This window comes from Halorussus gelatinilyticus, assembly GCF_023238445.1.
Taxonomy (GTDB): Archaea; Halobacteriota; Halobacteria; order Halobacteriales; family Haladaptataceae; genus Halorussus; species Halorussus gelatinilyticus.
The window spans coordinates 411,343-432,048 of record NZ_CP096658.1 but is presented as its reverse complement, the minus strand read 5'-3'; the positions used below and the strand labels follow the sequence as shown (position 1 = coordinate 432,048).

21 protein-coding genes are annotated in these 20,706 nt (G+C 65.9%); 14 read left to right on the top strand and 7 right to left on the bottom strand.

The features are described 5' to 3' along the window. Positions 1-89: 89 nt before the first annotated feature. Complete coding sequence (locus M0R88_RS02235) at positions 90-332, top strand: DUF6199 family natural product biosynthesis protein (protein WP_248655339.1); 243 nt, start codon at positions 90-92, stop codon at positions 330-332. A gap of 75 nt (positions 333-407) precedes the next feature. Here the strand turns inward: M0R88_RS02235 and M0R88_RS02230 are convergent, their stop codons facing one another. Next, on the bottom strand, positions 408-1,409 hold the full coding sequence (locus M0R88_RS02230; RefSeq protein ID WP_248655338.1) for a phosphate signaling complex PhoU family protein: 1,002 nt from the start codon (positions 1,407-1,409) through the stop codon (positions 408-410). 271 nt (positions 1,410-1,680) lie between these two features. Here M0R88_RS02230 and M0R88_RS02225 point away from each other — a divergent pair, with 271 nt between their 5' ends. The 7 genes from M0R88_RS02225 (at position 1,681) to M0R88_RS02195 (ending at position 9,633) form a co-directional block, all read left to right on the top strand. After that, positions 1,681-2,769 carry a PstS family phosphate ABC transporter substrate-binding protein gene (locus M0R88_RS02225; RefSeq protein WP_248655337.1) on the top strand — a complete coding sequence of 363 codons (1,089 nt, stop codon included), beginning with the start codon at positions 1,681-1,683 and terminating at the stop codon, positions 2,767-2,769. Beyond that, positions 2,766-3,839: a phosphate ABC transporter permease subunit PstC gene (pstC, locus tag M0R88_RS02220; protein WP_248655336.1), complete on the top strand. Its 1,074-nt coding sequence runs from the start codon at positions 2,766-2,768 to the stop codon at positions 3,837-3,839. The genes M0R88_RS02225 and pstC overlap by 4 nt, the downstream gene beginning before the upstream one ends. Continuing rightward, on the top strand, positions 3,836-5,458 hold the full coding sequence (gene pstA / locus M0R88_RS02215; protein ID WP_248655335.1) for a phosphate ABC transporter permease PstA: 1,623 nt from the start codon (positions 3,836-3,838) through the stop codon (positions 5,456-5,458). The genes pstC and pstA overlap by 4 nt, the downstream gene beginning before the upstream one ends. A gap of 56 nt (positions 5,459-5,514) precedes the next feature. Continuing rightward, the gene (gene pstB, locus M0R88_RS02210) at positions 5,515-6,372 is read left to right on the top strand and encodes a phosphate ABC transporter ATP-binding protein PstB (RefSeq protein WP_248656746.1); all 858 of its coding nucleotides are present in this window, start codon (positions 5,515-5,517) and stop codon (positions 6,370-6,372) included. Positions 6,373-6,503: 131 nt separating this feature from the next. Next, complete coding sequence (gene phoU, locus M0R88_RS02205; RefSeq protein ID WP_248655334.1) at positions 6,504-7,184, top strand: phosphate signaling complex protein PhoU; 681 nt, start codon at positions 6,504-6,506, stop codon at positions 7,182-7,184. A 60-nt stretch (positions 7,185-7,244) separates the two neighbouring features. Continuing rightward, entirely contained in the window at positions 7,245-7,922 is a 678-nt protein-coding gene (phoU, locus tag M0R88_RS02200) for a phosphate signaling complex protein PhoU (protein WP_248655333.1), read from the top strand. Positions 7,923-8,256: 334 nt separating this feature from the next. Continuing rightward, positions 8,257-9,633 (top strand): HD domain-containing protein, encoded by a 1,377-nt coding sequence (locus tag M0R88_RS02195; RefSeq protein WP_248655332.1) that lies wholly within the window; start codon positions 8,257-8,259, stop codon positions 9,631-9,633. Positions 9,634-9,669: 36 nt separating this feature from the next. Here the strand turns inward: M0R88_RS02195 and M0R88_RS02190 are convergent, their stop codons facing one another. After that, the gene (locus M0R88_RS02190; RefSeq protein ID WP_248655331.1) at positions 9,670-10,419 is read right to left on the bottom strand and encodes a sensor domain-containing protein; all 750 of its coding nucleotides are present in this window, start codon (positions 10,417-10,419) and stop codon (positions 9,670-9,672) included. Between the two features lie 231 nt (positions 10,420-10,650). Between M0R88_RS02190 and M0R88_RS02185 the strand changes: the two genes are divergently transcribed. The 3 genes from M0R88_RS02185 to M0R88_RS02175 are packed head-to-tail and all read left to right on the top strand — an operon-like array spanning position 10,651 to position 11,553. After that, positions 10,651-10,968, top strand: coding sequence for an ArsR/SmtB family transcription factor (locus M0R88_RS02185; protein WP_248656745.1), 318 nt, complete (start codon positions 10,651-10,653; stop codon positions 10,966-10,968). After that, positions 10,965-11,282, top strand: a complete 318-nt coding sequence (locus tag M0R88_RS02180; RefSeq protein WP_248655330.1) for a DUF7521 family protein — start codon at positions 10,965-10,967, stop codon at positions 11,280-11,282. Before M0R88_RS02185 ends, M0R88_RS02180 begins: the two co-directional genes overlap by 4 nt. Continuing rightward, a complete protein-coding gene (locus M0R88_RS02175) occupies positions 11,272-11,553 on the top strand; it encodes a DUF7521 family protein (RefSeq protein ID WP_248655329.1) in 282 nt (93 codons plus the stop codon). Before M0R88_RS02180 ends, M0R88_RS02175 begins: the two co-directional genes overlap by 11 nt. Here the strand turns inward: M0R88_RS02175 and M0R88_RS02170 are convergent. After that, positions 11,550-12,338, bottom strand: coding sequence for a hypothetical protein (locus tag M0R88_RS02170; protein WP_248655328.1), 789 nt, complete (start codon positions 12,336-12,338; stop codon positions 11,550-11,552). The two genes, M0R88_RS02175 and M0R88_RS02170, sit on opposite strands and share 4 nt — an antisense overlap. Positions 12,339-12,503: 165 nt before the next feature. On the opposite strand from M0R88_RS02170, the gene M0R88_RS02165 reads away from it, so the two are divergent. After that, positions 12,504-13,193: a sensor domain-containing protein gene (locus M0R88_RS02165; RefSeq protein ID WP_248655327.1), complete on the top strand. Its 690-nt coding sequence runs from the start codon at positions 12,504-12,506 to the stop codon at positions 13,191-13,193. Between the two features lie 27 nt (positions 13,194-13,220). Here M0R88_RS02165 and M0R88_RS02160 read toward each other — a convergent pair whose 3' ends face one another. Continuing rightward, on the bottom strand, positions 13,221-14,051 hold the full coding sequence (locus M0R88_RS02160; RefSeq protein WP_248655326.1) for a DUF4097 family beta strand repeat-containing protein: 831 nt from the start codon (positions 14,049-14,051) through the stop codon (positions 13,221-13,223). Positions 14,052-14,464: 413 nt separating this feature from the next. Beyond that, on the bottom strand, positions 14,465-16,690 hold the full coding sequence (locus M0R88_RS02155; RefSeq protein WP_248655325.1) for a CDC48 family AAA ATPase: 2,226 nt from the start codon (positions 16,688-16,690) through the stop codon (positions 14,465-14,467). Between the two features lie 329 nt (positions 16,691-17,019). Here M0R88_RS02155 and M0R88_RS02150 point away from each other — a divergent pair, with 329 nt between their 5' ends. Both M0R88_RS02150 and larC read left to right on the top strand, forming a co-directional pair. Continuing rightward, positions 17,020-17,967, top strand: coding sequence for a DUF7827 domain-containing protein (locus tag M0R88_RS02150; protein ID WP_248655324.1), 948 nt, complete (start codon positions 17,020-17,022; stop codon positions 17,965-17,967). 157 nt (positions 17,968-18,124) lie between these two features. Then, positions 18,125-19,552 carry a nickel pincer cofactor biosynthesis protein LarC gene (gene larC, locus M0R88_RS02145; RefSeq protein WP_248655323.1) on the top strand — a complete coding sequence of 476 codons (1,428 nt, stop codon included), beginning with the start codon at positions 18,125-18,127 and terminating at the stop codon, positions 19,550-19,552. A gap of 32 nt (positions 19,553-19,584) precedes the next feature. Here larC and M0R88_RS02140 read toward each other — a convergent pair whose 3' ends face one another. Together M0R88_RS02140 and M0R88_RS02135 are read right to left on the bottom strand one after the other, a co-directional pair. Continuing rightward, positions 19,585-20,349, bottom strand: a complete 765-nt coding sequence (locus M0R88_RS02140) for a hypothetical protein (RefSeq protein ID WP_248655322.1) — start codon at positions 20,347-20,349, stop codon at positions 19,585-19,587. A 149-nt stretch (positions 20,350-20,498) separates the two neighbouring features. Beyond that, on the bottom strand, positions 20,499-20,675 hold the full coding sequence (locus tag M0R88_RS02135) for a hypothetical protein (RefSeq protein WP_248655321.1): 177 nt from the start codon (positions 20,673-20,675) through the stop codon (positions 20,499-20,501). Positions 20,676-20,706: the final 31 nt, after the last annotated feature.

Below are 20,706 nucleotides of genomic sequence, written 5' to 3'. Positions count from 1 at the left end.
GTTTCCGAAATCTACGGGGCGGTCGTGACGGCCGAGTATCGGATTCGGTAACCGACACGGTTTTGCTCGGAGCCGAACGAGCAACCGGCGTGTTCGCGCCCTTCGCCGAACCGCTCGGCTATCCCGCCGCCGTCGTCGTCTTCGCAATCGGCTACGCCTTCGTCCGCTATCCGCGGGCGATGTACTGGATTCGGAACTTCTCCGGCTTCGAGCCGGAACCCGACTTGGGCGCGGCGGGGACGGGACTGTACCGCGTGACGGGCTACCTGCTGGTCGTGATGGGATTCATCGTCTTGGGACTGACGCTCATCGGCGGCTTGCCGTCGCGGTGAGTCTCGGTCTCCCCGCAGTCACGATTCGCTACGTGCGTCGGATGGCGAGAGAAAAACGACAGCAATCAGGTGAACTCAGTTCTCGGGTCGCGGCGCGGCCTTCTGGAGGGCGGTCTCGGCGATGTTGCCGCCGTAGTCTGCGCTCCGGGACAGCGAGTCCACGACGAGGCTGAGCTGTTGGGCGCGCTCGGCGTCCATGTCGCGGATGAGGTCGTCTACCTCGCGGGTGTGCTGGTCTATCTCTCGGACGTGTTCGCGGGCCGTGTTCCCGAGGCGCGTCGCCTCCGACCCGTCGTCTTCCAGCAGGGCGTCCATCGCCATCTCCACGACGTCGGCCGACTGGGCGTGGAGGTCTTCGAGGGCCTCGCGGACCTCGTCGGGAATCTCGCCGAGTTCGAGCGCGTGGTTGCCGATCTTCGCGGCGTGGTCGGCGATTCGTTCGAGTTGGCGGGCGCTGGAGTGGTAGTCGAAACACGTCTCGCGCGGGAGTCCGATGTCGGCGGCGGTACTGGGATTGCGGAGCGCCGACCGGAACACCCGCGAAATCATGAACCAGAGGCGGTCCACGTCGTCGTCGCGCTCGATGACGTCGGTTGCGAGGTCGTCGTCGTTCTCGACCAGCGCGGTCACCGCGTCCTGAAGCATCGTAATCGAGACGAGTCGCATGCGCGTGATGGCGTTGTGAATCGACAGTTCCGAGGAGTCGAGCAGGTCCTGCAAGACCACTCGGTCGCCGGTCTCCTCGATGACCTCCAGTCCGACGAGACCCTGCGTGGCGTCCCGGACCGTCCGGCGCTGGTCCGGAGTGACGCGCGTCGCTTCGAGGTTGATGATGTCGAAGCCGCTGACGTAGAGCGTGAACACCGTCCGCATGAGTTCGGCCCCTTCGAGGTCGGTGATGTCCACGGTGCCCTCTACCGTGTCCTCGGCCGTCCGCGGCGAGAGCAACAGCGAGTCGCCCTCGGGATGGAACTCGACGCGGTCTCCCGCCTCGATTCCGTTCTCGGTCGCCCATCCCTTCGGAATCGAGACAGTGAACGTCGAACCGCCCGTGACTTGGACTTTCCGCGTCTCCATGTGTCGAATCGCGGGTCGATGCACAATAAATCTATTCAAATCTATATACAGGTTGGTTGTCTCGCCGAAACGTCGCCGGGGTTCGTGCGGATTCGGTGGTACGTTTCGATAGTTTCTGCTCCCTCGACCCCCACTCGACTCCGCTTTGAGACGTTATATCTACTCTTTAAGAGGATGGTGGGTCGAACGGGGAACTGACTACGGATGGGTAAATACATCTATATAGATGTAATAGAAGGGTATTTACTTCGTCTCAGGCAAATCATTTCCAATGCGGGAACGACCCTCTATCGACCGTCGAGCGGTTCTCCTCGGTGGGGGCACTGCCATCGCATCGCTGGCGGGATGCGTCTCCACGAGTCCGACCCCACCGGGTGACCGAGGAGAAACGACGCGGGACGGCTCGTCCGACCAGTCGTCGCTCGAACCGCTGAAGGTCGGCGGTTCGTCCACCGTGTATCCGATAACCAGTACCGCGGGTTCGGTGTGGAACTCGAACCCGCCGGCAGACGACGAGGAGTACTGGGGACCGAGTAACTACGGCATCGAGACCGACGAGCGACTGGCCAACTACTGGGCCAGCAAGTACGGGTTCGAGGGCTCGGGGGCGAGTCCGCCGTTCAGCATCTCGGTCAAGCTGAGTCACTCCGGCACCGGCCTGGAGAAACTCGAAAAGGGCCTCCTCGACGTGGGGAATTCGAGCGCACCGGTCGCCGCCGAGTTGACCGAGAAGAGCGAAGAGGAGCTGAGCAAGTTCAAGAACCACGTGGTCGGCGTGGACGCCCAGCCCATCGTCGTGAGCAAGGAGATATACGAAGCGGGTGTCACGAAGTTGACCGCCGAGCAGGTCCGGGAAATCTACCGCGGCGAGATTACGAACTGGTCGGAGATAGACGTCTACGACGGCCCGGACAAGAAGATTCAGGCGGTCGGACGGGCGGAAGGGTCGGGCACCGACACTGCCTTCCGAGCGAACATGCTCGGGGACCCGAACGCGAAGATGTCCGGCGTGGACGTGCGCAAGGGCCAGAACCAGAACGTCAAGACGGTCGTCTCGAAGTCCGACAACGCCATCGCGTACATGGCGCTGGCGTTCGTCACCAGCGAGACGCCGGCCATCAAGCTAGAGTTCGACGGGAAAGTGTACGAACCCGGCAAGAACCTCGCGGAGCGAGGCTATCCGCTGTCGCGTGACCTCCACTGTTACACCTACGGCGACACCTCGAAGAAAGAGGCGGCGTTCCTCCGGATGATAATCCGGGACTTCGGACAGGAGAACTACGTCAAGTCGGCGGGGTACGCCACGCTCACCTCGTCGCGCCAGCAAGAGGAGTTACAGAAGCTCCCCGACACAAAATGATAGGCAGCATCGACGCGCGCGTCAGTTCGGTCCGCACGAGCGTCGAGGACATGGACCGGGGCGCGCAGTTCGTGGACGCCGTGGCGCTGGTCGCGGTGCTGGCCACGCTCGGGGCGTTCCTGTTCGCGCCCGCGCTCACCGTCTTTCCGTTCGGGGCGTTCCTCGCGGTCGTCCTCTACGGGTGGGTCGCTCACCAGGCCAACACCGCGAAGCTCCTGATGTTCCTGATGACGGCCTCGACGGTCGTCATCCTCGGACTCATCACGGTGTACCTCCTCGCGCGGTCGATTCCGGCGTTCCAGTTGATGGGTCTCGACATCGTGACCCGGCTCCAGAAACCGTTCTGGAGCACGAGTCAGAACGTCTTCTCGCTCGTCCCGATGATCTGGGGGACGCTGGTCACGACGTTGCTGGCGATGGCCATCGCCGCACCGCTCGGCGTCGCGGGCGCGCTCTTCATCAGCGAAATCGCGCCCGGGTGGGTCCGGGAGGTCGTCAAGCCCGGCGTCGAAATCCTCGCTGGTATCCCCTCCATCGTCTACGGGTACATCGGCTACGTCATCATCAACACGTACATGAGCGAGGAGTTCGGGCTGGCGAACTTCGGGAGCCTGTTCGCCGCGGGACTGGTCATCGGCGTGATGGCGCTCCCGACGGTGGTGTCGGTCGCCGAGGACGCCATCGCCAGCGTGCCCGAGTCGATGAAGAGCGGGTCGCTGGCGCTCGGTGCCACCGACTGGCAGACCATCAAGAGCGTCACCATCCCGGCGTCGTTCTCGGGCGTCTCGGCCGCCGTCCTGCTCGGCGTCGGCCGCGCCGTCGGCGAGACGATGGCCGTGACGGTGATGTTGCCCCACTCGCAGGCCCTCCCTCAACCGCTGTACGACGTGTTTCAGGGGACCGAGACGCTCACGAGTCTCATCGCCAGCCAGTACGGCATCGCCAGCGGGAACCAGATGGCCGCGCTGTTCGCGGCGGGCGTGGTGCTGTTCGTGACCGTCCTCGGACTCAGTATCGCGTCGCAACTCGTCGAAGCACACATGGAACGAAAACTCGGGGGACAACGATGAGCTACGAGAACAGCGCGCTGGTGACCGACGAGTCGTCGGCCGCCGAACGACTCGCCTCGGCCGTGGTGGGAATCGGCATCCTGACCGTCGTCCTCGGGTTCGCGTCGCTCTTCCAGTGGACCGACGTGGCGGGGACCATCCTCGGGGTCGAACTGTTCGACCTGTTCGGAGTGTTCCTGACGGTGGGCGGCATCGGCGTCCTCGGACTCGGCGCGGCGTCGCGGGCCGAACTCGTGGACACGTCGCCCGACCGGTCGGCCGGCGTCGTCACGGGCGGATTGTTCGGTCTCGTCGGCTTCGTCGCCGGCGGACTGGTCGCGTCCCAGATGTTCGGACTCGGGTTCCTCGGGGGCGTCCTCGTCGGCCTCCTCGTCGGTCTCGGGGTCGCCGCCGTGACCGTGTTCACCCGCGAGGACCTCGGTTCGACGCTCCCGGCCGGCACGCTGGGCGTCGTCACGGGGGCCCTCCTGCTCGCCAACGTCCTCACCGTCGAGTGGCAGTGGGACCCCGAGAACTTCTCGGCCGTGTTCATGGCACCGGTCGTGGTGCCGGCGCTCGCGGTCTTCACCGGGCTGATACTCTCGTGGTCGGCCGCGAAGTCCTACGAGGGCTACGGGACGCGCGGACGACAGGCGGGCGCGTACATGCTCGTCGGTCTCAACGCGTTCGGGATGTTGGGCGTCCTCCTCCTGCTCGTCCTGTTCGTCGCCAAGAAGGGACTGGGCTACATGCTTCGGGGAATCGAGTTCGGACTGTTCAGCGAACCGGCCTTCTGGTTCCACGTACCCGTCCTCGACGAGTATCTCATCTTCGAGATTCCCGGCGTCTGGTTCTACTGGCCGTTCACGATGAACGGCTACTCGCTGTCCTCGGAGACCATCAACGGCGTTCTCCCCTCTATCGTCGGGACGTTCTGGGTCGTGTTCGGCGCGGTGCTGTTCGCGGTCCCGCTGGGCGTCGGCGCGGCGGTGTTCCTCACCGAGTACGCCGAACAGGGCGGGTTCACCCGCACGGTCGAGATAGCCACGAACGGGTTGTGGAGTACGCCGAGCATCGTCTACGGACTGTTCGGCTACGCCTTCCTCGTCCCGCGACTCGGCAACACCGACTCGCTGCTGGCCGGGCAGTTGGTCCTCGGGTTCATGCTCCTGCCGCTGGTCCTCATCACCAGTCGGGAGGCCATCAAGACGGTGCCCGACGAGTACCGCGACGCCAGCGCCGCGCTCGGCGTCAGCCAGTGGGAGACCATCAAGAGCGTCGTCCTCCCGGCGTCGATGCCGGGCGTCATCACGGGCGTCATCTTGGGCGTCGGCCGCATCGCGGGCGAGACCGCGCCCCTCCTCCTCGTGATGAACGGGAACCTGAAGGCCATGTCGCCGATAAACGTCCTCGGTTCGTTCGAGTTCACGGCGACGCCGCCGTTCATCTCCAACTCGGCGCTGCTCACCGCGCCGCCCGCGCTCCCGTACAAACTCTACGGGACGATTACGGCCGGCGTGGTCAGCGACGAACCGAAGTTCGGCTGGGCGACCGCGCTCGTCCTGCTGATGGTCGTCCTGTCGTTCTACGCGGTCGGTATCGCGTCTCGAATCTACTTCCGGAGGAAACTCGAACAATGAGCAACGCAGAATTCCGAGAGAGCGAGCAAGGCGAGGAACAGTCCGCCAGCCAACCGATGACCGTCAGCGGCGAGAGCCAAGAGCAACTCAAAGACGAGTGGACTCGATACGACTTCGAGGGCGCGCCCAAGATTTCGGTCGAGGACTTGGACGTGTTCTACGGCGACGACCACGCCATCAAGTCGGTGTCGATGGACATCCCCGAGAACAGCGTCACGGCGCTCATCGGTCCGTCCGGGTGCGGGAAGTCCACGTTCCTGCGGTGTCTCAACCGGATGAACGACCGCATCAACTCCGCGAGCGTCGATGGGTCCGTCGAGATAGACGGCGAAGAGATATACCAAGACGGCGTGAACCTCGTGGAACTGCGCAAGCGCGTCGGGATGGTCTTCCAAGCTCCCAATCCCTTCCCCAAGTCGATTCGGGACAACATCGCCTACGGGCCGCGCAAGCACGGCGACATCAACGACGGCCTGCTCGACAAGCTCCTCGGGCGCGCCGACGAGGACAAGGAAGACGAAATCGTCGAGCGGTCGCTCAAGCAGGCCGCGCTCTGGGAGGAGGTCAGCGACCGACTGGACGACAACGCGCTCGGCCTGTCGGGCGGCCAACAACAGCGCCTCTGCATCGGTCGGTGTCTCGCGGTCGACCCCGAGGTCATCCTGATGGACGAACCTGCGTCCGCACTCGACCCCATCGCCACCGCCAAAATCGAGGACCTCATCGAGGAACTCTCGAAAGACTACACCGTGGTCGTCGTCACGCACAACATGCAGCAGGCGGCCCGCATTTCCGACCAGACCGCGGTCTTCCTCACCGGCGGCGACCTCGTGGAGTACGGCGAGACCGACCAGATCTTCGAGAACCCCAACAGCCAGCGCGTCGAGGACTACATCACCGGGAAGTTCGGATAGAGACTTTACTGCTGGCGAAATCGCGCCGGAGCGCGATTTCGCCAGCAATGGGGGCGTCCGGCTTCGCCGGGCGACGCATCGCCGCGCGCAACAGACTCATCACGACAGCGAACGAAACGATTTCGACTCCAATGCCTCGAACCGGTTATCAGAACCAACTCGAAACCCTCCGCGAGGACGTGGTCGGGATGGGGGAGACGGTCGTCAGGCGACTCCGGATGGGACTCGTCGCGCTGGACCGCCAAGACCACGACCTCGCGTGGGAGGTCATCGACGGCGACGACGATATCAACCAGCGGTATCTCGACCTCGAACGAGACTGCATCGACTTGGTGGCGCTCCAGCAACCCGTCGCCTCCGACCTCCGACTCGTCGTCGCGTCGTTCAAGATAATCACCGACCTCGAACGCGTCGCGGACCTCGCCGCCAATCTCGGCGAGTACGCGCTGTACGCCGACCGAAAGGTGGTCGGTGACGTGGCCCTCCGGGACCTCGGCGAGGTCGCCGCCGAGATGGTCGCCGACGCGGTGGCGGCCTACGACGCCGCCGACCCCGCGGCCTGCGAGGCGTTGGCCGAGCGCGACGACGAACTCGACCGGCGGTGCGAGCGCGCCAGCGAACTCGTCGTCCGGGACCTCATCGAGACCGAACTCTCCGACGACGCGGACTCCGAGGCGGTCGAACACCTCCTCCAAGAGGTGTCGAACGTCCTGCTGACGATTCGGGACTTGGAGCGGGTCGGCGACCACGCGGTCAACATCGCCGCCCGGACCCTCTACATGGTCGAGAACGACGACCGACTCATCGAGTAGTCCGGAGCCTCGGATAGCGCGGGCGAAAGGTACAACAGGGGGACACGCGCATTCGTAGATATGCCCCGAGAGGACTATCAGCAGCAACTCATCGACCTCCGCGAGAACGTCCTCTACATGAGCGAGGTCGTGATGGAACGGCTCCGGATGGGCTTGGACGCCCTCGAACAGAAGGACACCGACCTCGCGTGGGAGGTCATCGACGGCGACGAGGAGGTCAACCAGCTCTATCTCGACCTCGAACAGGAGTGCATCGACCTGCTGGCGCTCCAACAGCCGGTCGCCTCCGACCTCCGGATGGTCGCGGCGTCGTTCAAGATCATCACCGACCTCGAACGCATCGGCGATCTCGCCACCAACCTCGGCGAGTACACCCTCGAAGCCAACCACGACGTGTTCCCCGAGGTGGACATCCAAGAACTCGGGACGCTCACCCTCGACATGATAGAGGACTCGATGGCCGCCTACGCCGACGAGAACACCGAGGGCTGTTACGGCATCGCCGAGCGCGACGACGAACTCGACGCGCGGTGCGAACGCGCCAGCGAGATCGTCGTCCGCGACCTCATCGAGACCGAACTGGAGAACAACACCGAGGAAGAGGTCGAGCAACTCCTGCAAGACGTCTCTCGGCTCCTCCTGACGGTTCGGGACTTGGAACGAATCGGCGACCACGCGGTCAACATCGCCGCCCGGACCCTCTACATGGTCGAGAACGACGACGAACTCATCTACTAGGACCCACCTTTTTTCTTCGTCGGGTGTCCTCGGGCGCTCCACAGGAGTGCCCTGTGGTCACCACTCTCTGCTCGTGGTTTCGCCGCTCGCACGGTACGAGGGACTACGTCCCTCGCTACTCGAAAAAATCTGCACCGTCAGAGGCAAACTCTGACGAGCCTTCGTTCGCCTCGCTCACGAAGAGACCAAAAAACCCCGCTCGCTCACTGCGTTCGCTCGCGGTGAACCGCGGGAGTTCGTCCCTCGGGCGGAATCGAAAGGCCGACTACGCTACCGTACCGACCGTTGACAATCAGTTTCCGATGCGGTCCGCCGCATCGATAGCTTCCGTTCCATGACCGAGACACAGATCAAAGACCCCGTTCACGGCTACGTCGAACTCGAACAGTCGCTTCTCGACTACATCGTCGATACCCGCCCGTTCCAGCGCCTGCGGTACGTGCGCCAACTCTCGGCGACGAACCTCGTCTACCCCGGTGCCAACCACACCCGGTTCGAACACAGCCTCGGCGTCTACCACCTCGGGCGAACCGTCTTCGAGAACCTCAGGACGCAGACGTACTTCACGCGCGACACTCCGGAGTCCGACCTCGACGAGATTCAGCGGACGCTCGAATGCGCCTGCCTGCTCCACGACGTCGGCCATCCGCCGTTCTCCCACCTCGGCGAGCGGTTCATCGACGCCGAGGACCTCCGAGCGCGCCTCGCCGACCGCGGCCTCGTCGCGGCCTTCGAGGCGGCCGGCATCGAGGACCCGCTCCGGTCGGCCAGCGCCCACGAACTGCTGGGCTGTCTCATCGTCCTCCGGGAGTACGCCGGTGGCCTCCGGGACCTCGGCGTGGACCCCCACGAAGTGTGCGCGTACATCCTCGGCTACAGCCTCGTCTTCGAACGCGGCGGCCGCTGGCAGTACGGGGTCGGTGCCCAGATTCTCCACTCGCCCATCGACGTGGACCGCCTCGACTACATCACTCGGGACAACCAGATGACCGGCGCGGACGTGCTGAGTTTCGACACCCACCGGATGGTCGATGCCTACACCGCCCACCCCGACGAGGGACTCGCGCTCTCGGACAAGGCGCTCAGTACCGTCGGCAACTACCTCGAAGGCCGCATCGCGCTCTACATGTGGGTGACTCAGCACCACAAGTCGGTGTACGCCAACGTCCTGCTCCGGGCGCTCCTCGACGAACTCGCCGACCACGCCGACGCCCCGCCCGTCACCGCCGAGGGTGTGCTGGAGGAGGAGATCGACGACAACACGCTGATGGAGCGACTCCGGGTGACGGCCCGCGACCGACCCGACTCCACGCTGGCGACGCTCTACGACCGCTTCCGGTCGCGCCGGTTCCCCGAGTCCTGCTGGAAGCACCGTATCGCCTACGCTGACCGGGTGGACGCGGACCTCGACGCGTTCGGCGAGTGGTTGCTCGAACACGGCGACCGCCTCGAACGCACGCTCGCCGCCGACCTCGACGTGCCGCGCCACGAGGTCTGGGTAGAGCAGTCGTACGTCCCCGAGTACGAACCCGCCCAACTCAGGGACATCCCCATCGCGTACGGTGGCACGACTCGCTCGGTCGGCGAGTGGGGACTGTACGGCGACCGAGCGTTCGACAGTCCGATTCCGTTCGTCTTCGTCCCCCACGGCACCGAGAAGCGCGCGACGGGACTCCTCGTGGAACTGTTCCACGCCGAGCGCGACGCCTGAGCGTCGCGCCGTCGGGTCGGACGAACGGACCCGGCGTTATCGCAGCGACGGCAACTCACCGTTCGCGCCGAGCATTAGCTTGGTGTACCACGCCGAGAAGCGCGCGAGACCGTTGAGCAGGTGGAGCGACGCGACCCCGAGCAGGACGCCGAACCCGGCCACGCCGAGGGCGGCCGGGAGGGTCCGGACCTGCCACGAACCGATGCTGACGACCGTCTCGACGCCCACAAGCAGGTTCCGCCAGACGACGTACAGCGAGGGGTGGAGTCGAATCGGCGCGTCGGTCACGACGCCGACGTAGACGCCGGGTTGGTCGTAGACCAGCGGGACCGCGAGCATGCTCACGGCGGTCACGAGCAGCGTCGTGACGGTCACGAACGCGGCGACGCCGACGACCAGTTTCGTCCCGAGGTAGGCCAGCGCCTTCCACGTCCCGAGGTCGGTGACGAGCCGCTTCGTGCGCTCGGTGATCGTCCCCTCCTCGGTCACGACCCACCCCGGCGACTCGACTTCGACGCCGAGCAGGAGCGTCGCTATCTCGCGCTCGACGCCGGCGAGCCCGGTCGAGATGGCCAGCACCGCCAGCAGAATCGGGATGCCGACGACGGTGATGGCGAGGCCGACGCCCAGCGAGAGCCCGACCGACAGGAAGACGAAGTACGCCAGCCCGAGCGGGAACGATAGGACCAGATACAGGAGATTCCGGTAGGTCTGGAGCCTGAACGGGACGCCGAAGACGCCCCAGAGGCGGCTGGCAGACGGGCTGGTGGAGTGGTCGGTCGCCATCGAGACAGGCCGACGTTCTTCACCCTTCACAATAAATTTTCGGACACTTGCGCGCTCGGCGACCGTCCGTAGTATTTTACACGTCACGCTACGAACCGACTCCCGGACGGGAATGTACCGGTGGCTCGACTCGCTCGGCGCTCGCTCGCGGACTCGACCCGCACTCGGAGCGGCGCGTCCGCGGCCGGCGTTCGACGGGAGGGGAGCGTGAGCGAGACCGACCCCGCGGAGATGTTCGAGTTGCTCGACGACGAGTACGCTCGCGCCATCCTCGCGGCGACCTACCGAGAGCCGAAGTCGGCCGAGTCGCTCGCGGAAATCTGCGACGCCTCGCCTTCGACCATCTACCGGCGAGTCGAGCGCCTCGAAGACCAGCGCCTGCTCGACGCCGAGCAGCGTCTCGACCCGGACGGTCACCACTACGAGGTGTACGGCGCGTGCCTCCAGCGAGTCACGGTCGAGTTGACCGAGGACGGCATCGACATCGACGTGGACCGCGACGAGGACGCGGTAGACCGCTTCACCAGACTCTACGAGGGGTTCAAATGATGCTCGGCGTCGTCCTCCAGACGGCCGTCGGCGGGTCCCGACTCGTCGTCCTGCTGGCGCTCGCGGGACTCCTGCTCGCGGCGGTGCTGTCGCTGGTCGTGGTGTACGAACTCTTCGAAGGCTACCGCCGGAACGGGACCGGTCCGATGTTGGTCCTCGCGGTCGGTCTCGCGTTGCTGGTGACCGGTCCCATCTTCCTGCGCCTCGCGTTCGCCAACCTCGTGGACGTATCGCCCGCGGCGCGGTCGCTCGCCACGACCGCCTCCGAACTGCTCGGCCTCGCGGCCATCCTGTACGCAATCTATGAACCCTGACGTCACCATCACCACGCTGGCGGCGGCACTCCCGGCAGTCCTCGGCCTGTTCGTCTCGTATCAGGCCTACCGGGGGTACCGCCGCCACGGGAGCGCGACGATGGGCCTGCTCGCGGTCGGCATCGCGTGTTTCACCGCGATTCCGTTCGCCGTGCAGTCGCTGGTCGCGCCGACGCTGGCGTGGTCGGACGCGCTGACCCTGCTGGCGGTCGTCTCGACGTACAACGTCGGGCTCGCGGCGATTCTCTGGTCGCTCCGAGGCGACGATTAGAAGGGCGTCCGAATCCCGACCCCGTTCGAGAGCGTCCAGTCGAGAGCGTGCTTCTCCCCCGCGGCGAACGACACTTCGCAAGTTCCGACGAGCGGAATCTCGCCGCGGTGGAAGCCGTCCCACCGCGTCCGATAGCGAACGTCGTCTTCGATGCCGATTCGATACTCTCCGTCCGGAACCGTCACCGTCGCGTCCGCGACGGTTACTTGACCGCCGCCGGTCGAGAGCGTGCGGTCCGTCGAGAGTTGGTCGTCGCGTTCCGTCTCGACCTCGTGCGTGAGCCACGTGAACGCCGGGTTCTCCCGGTAGACGCCCCACGGGTCCACTTCGTAGGCTCTGTCGAGGAGACGGCCGGCGCTCCAGCGGCGGAGTCGGTAGCGAGCGTCGTTCTTCTCGGTTTCGCGGCCATCGTTCAGCCTGTGGACGAGGACCGCGGCGTCCTGCACCGCGAATCGGTCTTCGGGTATCACGTCCACCTGCCGCGCGTGAGTGCCGACGAACTCGCCGGGGAGCGCGTCCGGGTCGGTCCACGGGAGCGCGGCGTCGCCGTACTCCTCGCGGGTTCGGTCGGCGTAGCTCGAATACTCGTCGGACGGGACGAACCGCTCGTCGCCCGACGGGGTGAGTTGCTCGCCGCCTGCCGATTCGAGGTCGAGGCCACCGCCGAAACTGCTGCCGAGTTTCGTGCGGACGAGGCCGGCGTCGAGGTGGGCCGCACCGCCGACGAGCGTCCTGGCGACGGCGACGCCGCCGACTCCCCGGAGGAAGTCACGTCTGGAGGGCATCGTCTCGAATCGGAGCGCACGGCGAGATATACGTTCCGCATCCGTGACACCTCCGGGAGGGTCGGCGTGGCTACTCTTCGCATAAAACTGTTGCCCCGAGTCGCCGCGCCAGCGACTCTCCGACCCGGTTTACGGAGTCGTCCGTTCTCTCTCGACGTAGGTGAGATGACGACTACCGTTCGAGACGCCGCGACGTCGCTCGTGGGCGTCCCCGTTCGCGCACAGACGTATCGCAATCTGGTGTACCTCGCGCTGGCCTTTCCGCTCGGGTTGGCGTACTTCGTGGGGCTGACCCTCGGGCTCTCGCTGGGCGTCGGTCTCGCCGTCACGTGGTTCGGCATCCCGATTCTGCTGGCGACGCTCGCCGGCGCGACGCTGGTGGCGCGGGTCGAAGCCGAACTGAGCAACCGCCTGCTCGGGACCGACGTTCGGAGTCGCCCGCTGGACACCTCCGGGGGCGTCGTCGCGGCGGCCAAACGTCTCGTCACCGCCCGACGGACGTGGCTCGACGCGGGCTACCTCCTCGTCAAGTTCGGACTCGGCGTCGTCTCGTTCGCGGCGCTCACGACGCTGGGGTCGCTGGCCGGGTCGCTGTTGGCCGCGCCGTTGACCTACTCGTCGAACTTCTACGTCGGTCTCCGACTCTGGAACGTCACCGGCGGACCGTTCGAGTCGGGCCGACTCGTCGTGGATACGCTCGGCGAAGCGGTCGGCGTCGGCATTCTCGGCGTCGTGGTCGCGGTCGCGTCGCTCCACGCCCTGAACGGCCTCGCGCGACTCTCCGGTTCGATTACCGAGGCACTCCTCGACGAAGAGTCGTCGAACGCGACCGACGACGTGGCCGACGCGAACTGAATCGAAACGGGTCGAAAAGAGCCGAACTCAGAGTTCCGTGAGTTCGATACTGCCGTTTTCGGTGGCGAACCGGAGTTCCGGGCCGCCCTCGCCGAGCGTCCCCTGGACGGCGGTCTCGGTCCGCAGGTCGGCCTCGAACTTCGGGAGTCGCACGTTCACGTCGCCGTTATCGGTCCGCGCGACGAGCGTCGCGTTCAGGTCGGGCGCGATTTTCGCGGTGACGCTCCCGTTTTCGCTCCGGACGGTCGTGTCGCTGCGAATCGCCGGAATCTCGACTTCGACGCTCCCGTTCTCGGTGCGCACGTCGCCGATGCCCGCGACGCCGTGGACCGTCACGCTCCCGTTCTCGCTCTCGGCGGAGACGAAGCCGTCGATGTCGCGGGCCTCGACCCGCCCGTTCTCGGTGACGAGCGTCGCGTCGGTCTCGACGCCGCGAACGTCCACGGTCCCGTTCTCGGTCCGGAGTCGCCCGAGGCTCACGCCTGCCGGGAGTCGGACGCGTATCTTCACGGAGGGCGTCCCGCCGAGCCACGACCCGCCGCCGGTCCGGTTCGTCTTCACGGCGAGTTCGCCGTTCTCGACGCCCATCTCGACGCGCACGTCGCTCAGGTCGGCGAACACCGACCCGGACTGCTTGACGGTCTCGACGCGAATCCGGTCGGCGTTCGTCGGCCGGACGCGAATCTCGCCGTTCCGACCGTCCACCGAGAGCGAATCGACCGACGCGGCGTCGAAGGTCCGCGTGTCTTTCGTTCGCTTGCCGACGAACGGCGTCGCGCCGCTACACCCCGAGAGAGCCGCGAGTGCGCCCGTCGCTCCCAATCCGAGGACGCGACGGCGCGTGGTGTCTTCGGTCATCACACTTCGGGATACTGTTCAGACCATCATAAAGAAGGGAACACACTCGCAGTTCCAGCGTCTACCCCAAACGCTTATCAGTGATGCCGAATCCGCGGCTCGCTTGCGAGAGCTATCCTCCACATTCTACCAGCGAAAGCTATCCCCCACATTCCACCGGAAAAACGCGTCCGCCACCTTCGGTCCGCGAATTACGTCCGCCGCGTTCCACCGAACACCGCAATCGACCGCGAGCGAGGAACGGCTGCGCGGCGCGAAGCGCCGCGCTACGTGACGAGCGAGTGGACCAAGGAACCCTCGAAGAAGCGCCGCAGGCGCTTCTGAGGGGGTGACGCCGTGTTTTTGGTCGAGCTTTTGCAAGAGAGAAAATTCGCCGGGGCGAATTTTCGACCGCTGGAAAAGGTCGTAACGGTTTATTGGAAGCCGATGCGCCCGCTGCGCTGCCCCTGCGTCGGGCTGGACGAGCCGCCCTTGAACTCGTCTTTCATCTGCTCGTAGTAGTCCAACAGGTCCTCGGTGATGGTCGGGCGGACGTTCTCCATCGCCTGCCGGAAGTGGCGCATCTCGACTTCCGTGGCGTCGTCGTCCTCGCGGAGCGCCTCGATGGCGGCCTCGCGCCCGATGGATTCGAGGTCGCTACCCACGTAGCCGTCGGTGATTTCGGCGATTTCGCGCAGACTCACGTCGGCCGACAGCGGCGTGTCGTCGGTGTGAATCTTCAGTATCTGCTCGCGGCCCTCCTTGTCCGGCTGGCCGATCATGACGAGGCGGTCGAACCGGCCCGAGCGGATGAGCGCCGGGTCGATCATGTCCGGGCGGTTGGTCGCGCCGATGACCATCACGTCGCCCTTCTCCTCCAGCCCGTCGAGTTCCGTGAGCAGTTGGTTGACCACGCGCTCGGAGACGTTGCTTCCCATCTCCTGACTGCGCGAGGGCGCGAGGCTGTCCAACTCGTCGAAGAAGATGACGGTCGGGGAGACCTGTCGGGCCTTCCGGAACGTCTGGCGGATGGCCTTCTCGGACTCGCCGACCCACTTCGAGAGCAGTTGCGGGCCGCGGACCGAGATGAAGTTGGCGTTGGTCTCGTTGGCCACCGCCTTCGCCATCAGGGTCTTGCCCGTGCCGGGCGGGCCGTACAGCAGGACGCCGCTCGGCGGGTTGATACCCATGCGCTGGAACTTCTCCGGCGAGGAGAGGGGCCACTCGACGCTCTCTTTGACCTCCTGTTGGGCCTGTTCGAGACCGCCCACGTCGTCCCACGAAATCTTCGGGAGTTCCACGAGGACCTCGCGCATCGCGGAGGGTTCGACCTCGTTCAAGGCCCCGTTGAAGTCCTGGCGCTTGACTATCATCCGGTCGATGAGGCTCGGCGGGATGTCCTCCTCGTCCAAGTCGATTTCGGGGAGGTACCGGCGCAGCGCCTTCATCGCGGCCTCCTTCGTCAGGCTCTCGATGTCCGCGCCGACGAAGCCGTGGGTGTCGTTGGCGAGGCTCCCGAGGTTCACGTCGTCCGAGAGGGGCATCCCGCGGGTGTGAATCTGGAGAATTTCCTCGCGGCCGGTCTCGTCGGGCACGCCGATTTCTATCTCGCGGTCGAACCGGCCGGGACGCCGGAGCGCCGGGTCAACCGAGTCCACGCGGTTGGTCGCCGCGATGACGATGACCTGGCCCCGCGATTCGAGGCCGTCCATCATCGTCAGCAACTGGGCGACCACCCGGCGTTCGACCTCGCCGGTCACGTCCTCGCGCTTCGGGGCGATGGAGTCCAACTCGTCGATGAAGATGATGGAGGGCGACTCCTCGGTGGCGTCCTCGAATATCTCCCGGAGCTGTTGCTCGGACTCGCCGTAGTACTTCGAGATGATTTCGGGACCCGCGATGGAGAAGAAGCTCGCGGACGTCTCGTTGGCCACTGCCTTGGCGAGCAGCGTCTTCCCGGTACCCGGCGGGCCGTGGAGCAGGACGCCTTGTGGCGGTTCGATGCCCAGTTTCTTGAAAATCTGGGGATGCTTCATCGGGAGTTCCACCATCTCCCGGACGCGCTGGATTTCGTTTTCGAGACCGCCGATGTCCTCGTAGGTGATGCCGCCGCCGGTCTTCTCGAAGCCCGAAATCGGCTCTTCGCGCAACTCGACTTCGGTGTCCTCGGTGATGAGACAGACGCCGTCGGGGTCGGTCTCGACCGCGATGAGCGGAATCGCCTGACCGGGCGACCGCATGAACGGGTGGTTGGTCGAGGACATCACGGGGACGATGTCGCGCTCGACCACTGGGCGCTTGAGAATCTGGCGCTTGACCATCCCGGCCGCGTCGGAGCCGAACTGGACGCTGGCCTCCTCGGGCGGCGCGAGGACCAGTTTGTCGGCCTTCTCGGCCTCGGCCTTCCGGATTTCCACGCGCTCGCCGATGCCCACGTCGGCGTTCTGCCGGGTGAAGCCGTCGATGCGAACGGTGTCGGTGTTCCAGTCTTGACGGTCCGCACGCCAGACCTTCGCGGCGGTCGTGTCGCCGCCTTCGATTTCGATGATGTCGCCCGGACTGAGCTTTAGATGCAACAGCGTGTCCGGGTCGAGACGGGCGATACCGCGACCCGAATCGTTCGGGTACGCCTTTGCCACCTCTAGTTGGACTTCATTCATGATTCAGTGATACGGGGATTGTTTGTCGATGCGCGCCCGCGAAGGATAAGTCCTTTGCTACCGGGGGGTTCGTCCATCGACGCGGCCGACGTGGTCGTCGCAACGGGGCGCATGCTATGGGTTTGCATACGTGTTCGCGCTACAAAGCAGTTTGGCCTTCACGTGTACTTTGTGGCAGACCGCGGGATACTCGCTGGCGGTCGTGAGAGGCGCGATAGTCCGCCGAACCGGGGCGTCGTCGTGGGACGGGCCGTCGCCGACGAAGGTTAAATCGCTATTGTAGCTTCCGCAACGGGTTTTGACCGGGGCTGTGTACTCCGGCATGGAAGATGAAAGTGCGATACCGCCCCCTGATACTCGCGGCTCTCGTCCTCGTATCGACTACTGCACCGGTCCTCGGCGCGTCGCCGGACGCGGAGTTCGGCCAGAGCGTCGTCGAGACGGCCACCGGCGAGACCGCCGAAATCCCCGTTACCTTCTCGGACACAGACGCGGCGACCGTCCGAATCGGCTCCGAAGCCGTCAACTACATCGCGACCGTCACGCTTCGGGACGGAAACGGCGACGGGAAGGTCGTCCTCCGGTACGACACCGCGAAGGCGGGTAGCGGCGGCGCGTTCGCCGTCGCCGCCGACGCCGACTCCGTGTCGGTGTCGAACGAAACCGACCTCGGCGAACAGAATGGTCTCGACCCGGGGAACTACAAACTCGCCGTCGCACCCGGAAACGCGAGCCTCGACGAGAAGTCCGACGTCGCGACACTCTCGCTCTCGGGTTCTGAGACGACCGACCCGGACGCCGGAACCGAGACGACCGCCTCGAGCCAGTACGCCGGACACGTCGCGGATATCGATAACGGCGTCGTGGTCGCACCGGCGGTCAACCAGACGATTACCGGCCAACTCGACCTCGACCCCGGTACCGAGATTCTCGTGACCGCGAAGGGAACGAAAGGCGTCCAGTTCCTCAAGACCCAGCGGACGACCGTCACCGAAGACGGTCGCTTCCGCGCGTCGTTCGACTTCTCCGGCCTACCGAGCGAGGGCCAGAACGAGACCGAGTTCCAAATCGAAATCCGGGCAAACGACGAGGTGCAGCGAGAAGCGACCGGCGTGGTTCGGTCGCCGCCGACCGCCGAGACGACGAAGCAGGCGGTTCGAGACGAGACGACGACGGTGACGACCACCCAAGACGGTAGCATCCCCGGATTCTCGCTGGTCACGGGCCTCCTCGCGTTGGTCGGCGTGGCGCTCGTCGCAGCCCGACGCGCCGCGTAGCCCTCCGAAACCGCGTTCGACCCTCCCGAATCGCGCTCTTTGCTTGAACCGTAGCACCGATTTCGCGCTGGCGTAGCGACCGCGCATCGAGCGCGTCGGCAGTCACGCGACGCCGACAACCACCGGCTTTTTCGCTCCGAACGACCCACGCTCCCCCATGAAGACGCTCGCATTCGACGGTCGGATGGGCGCGAGTGGCGACATGATACTCGCGGCCCTGCTCGCGGCAGGGGCGGACCGCGACGCGCTCGCGCCGGTCGAAGCGGCCTTGCCGGTACGCTACGAGGTCGGTGAGACCGACAAGAACGGCATCGCCTCGACCACGGTGTCGGTGCTGCTGGACGACGAGGGGAGTCCGGAGACCGACGGGAGTCGGGACCGCGACGGAGACGACGGCCACTCGCACGCAGACCACGGCGACGGTGACCACGGTCATGACCGTTCTCACGACGACCACGCCCACGATTCTCACGACAGCCACGACCATTCCCACGACGACCAGCACGGCCACCACGACCACGGTCACGACCACCCGCACCGTCACGATTCCCACGACCACCACGCCGAAGGCTCCGGCCCGCTCCGGACCTACCCCGAGGTGGTCGAAATCGTCGAGTCGATGGACCTCCCGGAAGGCGTCGAAGCCGACGCCCGCTCCATCTTCGAACTCCTCGGCGAGGCCGAGGCGAGCGTCCACGGAACCGACCTGGAATCGACACACTTCCACGAGGTCGGCGCGGACGACGCCATCGCCGACGTGGTGGGCGCGGCGCTCCTCGCGGACGACCTGTCTCCGGAGCGCGTCGTGACAACGCCGCTGGCGACGGGCGGCGGCGAGGTCGAGATGAGCCACGGCACGTATCCGGTGCCGACGCCCGCGGTGGTCGAAATCGCCGAACGCGCCGACTGGTCGCTCCGGGGCGGCCCCGTCGAGGCCGAACTGCTAACGCCGACCGGCGCGGCGATTCTGGCTCACTACGCCGAGGGCGTCGAGTCCCTGCCGTCGCTCCGAATCGAGGACTCGGGCTACGGCGCGGGCGGGTACGACTTCCCCGACCACCCGAACGTCCTCCGGGCGATGGTCGGCGAGAGCGAGGCGCGAAGCGCCTCGAACGCTGGGAGCCTCGTCCGCGACGACGTGGCCGTCCTCGAAACGAATCTGGACGACGCGCCGCCCGAGATTCTGGGCGGATTGCAGGAGTCGCTGGCCGAGGTCGGTGCGCGCGACGTCTCCGTCGTCCCGCTGACGATGAAGAAGTCACGGCCGGGCCACCTCGTGAAGGTCATCTGCAAGCCCGAGGACGCCGAGGCCGTCGCGCGCCGACTCGCCGAGGAGACCGGCACGCTCGGGGTTCGGCAGGCGGGCGCGACCCACCGCTGGATAGCCAATCGGGAGTTCGAGGAGGTCGCCGTCGAACTGGACGGCGAACGCTACGAGGTCGCGGTCAAACTCGCCAGCGACGACGCGGGCGAGGTCTACGACGTGAGCGCGGAGTACGACGACTGCGCTGCCATCGCGCGCGGAGCAGGCGTCCCAGTCCGCGAGGTGATGCGCCGCGCGGAACGCGCGGCGCGCGACGAATAGAACCGTTTAGCAGCCGCTTCCACGGAATTTGCTCACTCGCCGCCGTTCCGGTGCTCGTCCATCGCTTCCTCCAGCGTCAGGTCTCCCGCGGCGACGCGCCGGGCCAGGTCCGCGTCGATTTCGCGGTTGTCCTCGGCCCGCTCGCGCGACTTGTTCTGGATGACCTGTAGCTCGCCGGCGGTCGGTTCTATCTCCCGGCCTTCGACGCGCTCGCCCTCCAGTCGGGCGATGTTCACCGCGGCGAGCACGTCGCCCATCCCCCGTGCGCCGGTGCCGAGATAGGGCGTCGTCCCGGTCTCGTCTACCAGTTCGACCGTCACCTCCTCCAGTTCGCGGACGAGTTGCGCGCCCTGCAAGCGCGCGCCGTCGCCGATGCGGACCACGGGGTCCACGGCGTCTTCGACCTCGCGGCGCACGGTCTCGGCCACGTCGGCCAGGGGAACGTGGAACGCCGCGACCACCACGTCGCCCGAGAGGACGGCGATGCCGGGTCGCGTGCCGGGGTCCACGCCGACGACGGTCCGGCCCTCGCCCCCGCGCAGGCGAGCGAGGGCCTCGTCCACCGCGGGCCGAGGGTTCTCGGGGTCCGCGACGATAGTCTCGACGTCTGAGGGGTCGATTTCGTCGGTCTCGTCGGCCCCGAAACCCTCGTCGCCCTCGGCGCGAATCAGGACCTTCGCACCGTCCGGGAACGAGTCGCCCGGTTCGACCGTGGTGAAGGTCACGCCCCGGTCGCGCAACTCGTTGACCACGCCGTGGTACAGTTCGAAGTTCTCGGTGGCGACGACGACTGTCACTGCGCGGTGGTTCGACGTGCGGGGTGAAAAAGCTCGCTCTACCCGGTCGCGGGAAGCGCGCTCGTGGCGGTCCGGGTGTCAATCGAACCCTCGTCCGACTCGTGCTCACGTCCGACCCGCGCCTGCGTCCGACTTCGATTCCGTCCGACTCAGGCCGCCTCGGGGTGCGGTCCGTCGGCGAGCGCGCCACAGCATCGCATGCGCCAGACGCCGTCGCCGTCCACGAGTTCCCCGGTGAACTCCGCGTGGTTCTCCTCGACGCACTGGGGGCACTCCAAGACGGTCGCTACAATCATGCTAGAAGTGATATCACCGTTCGAGAGCATAAGTAGCACGATAGTAGTTGTCTAAGTTATA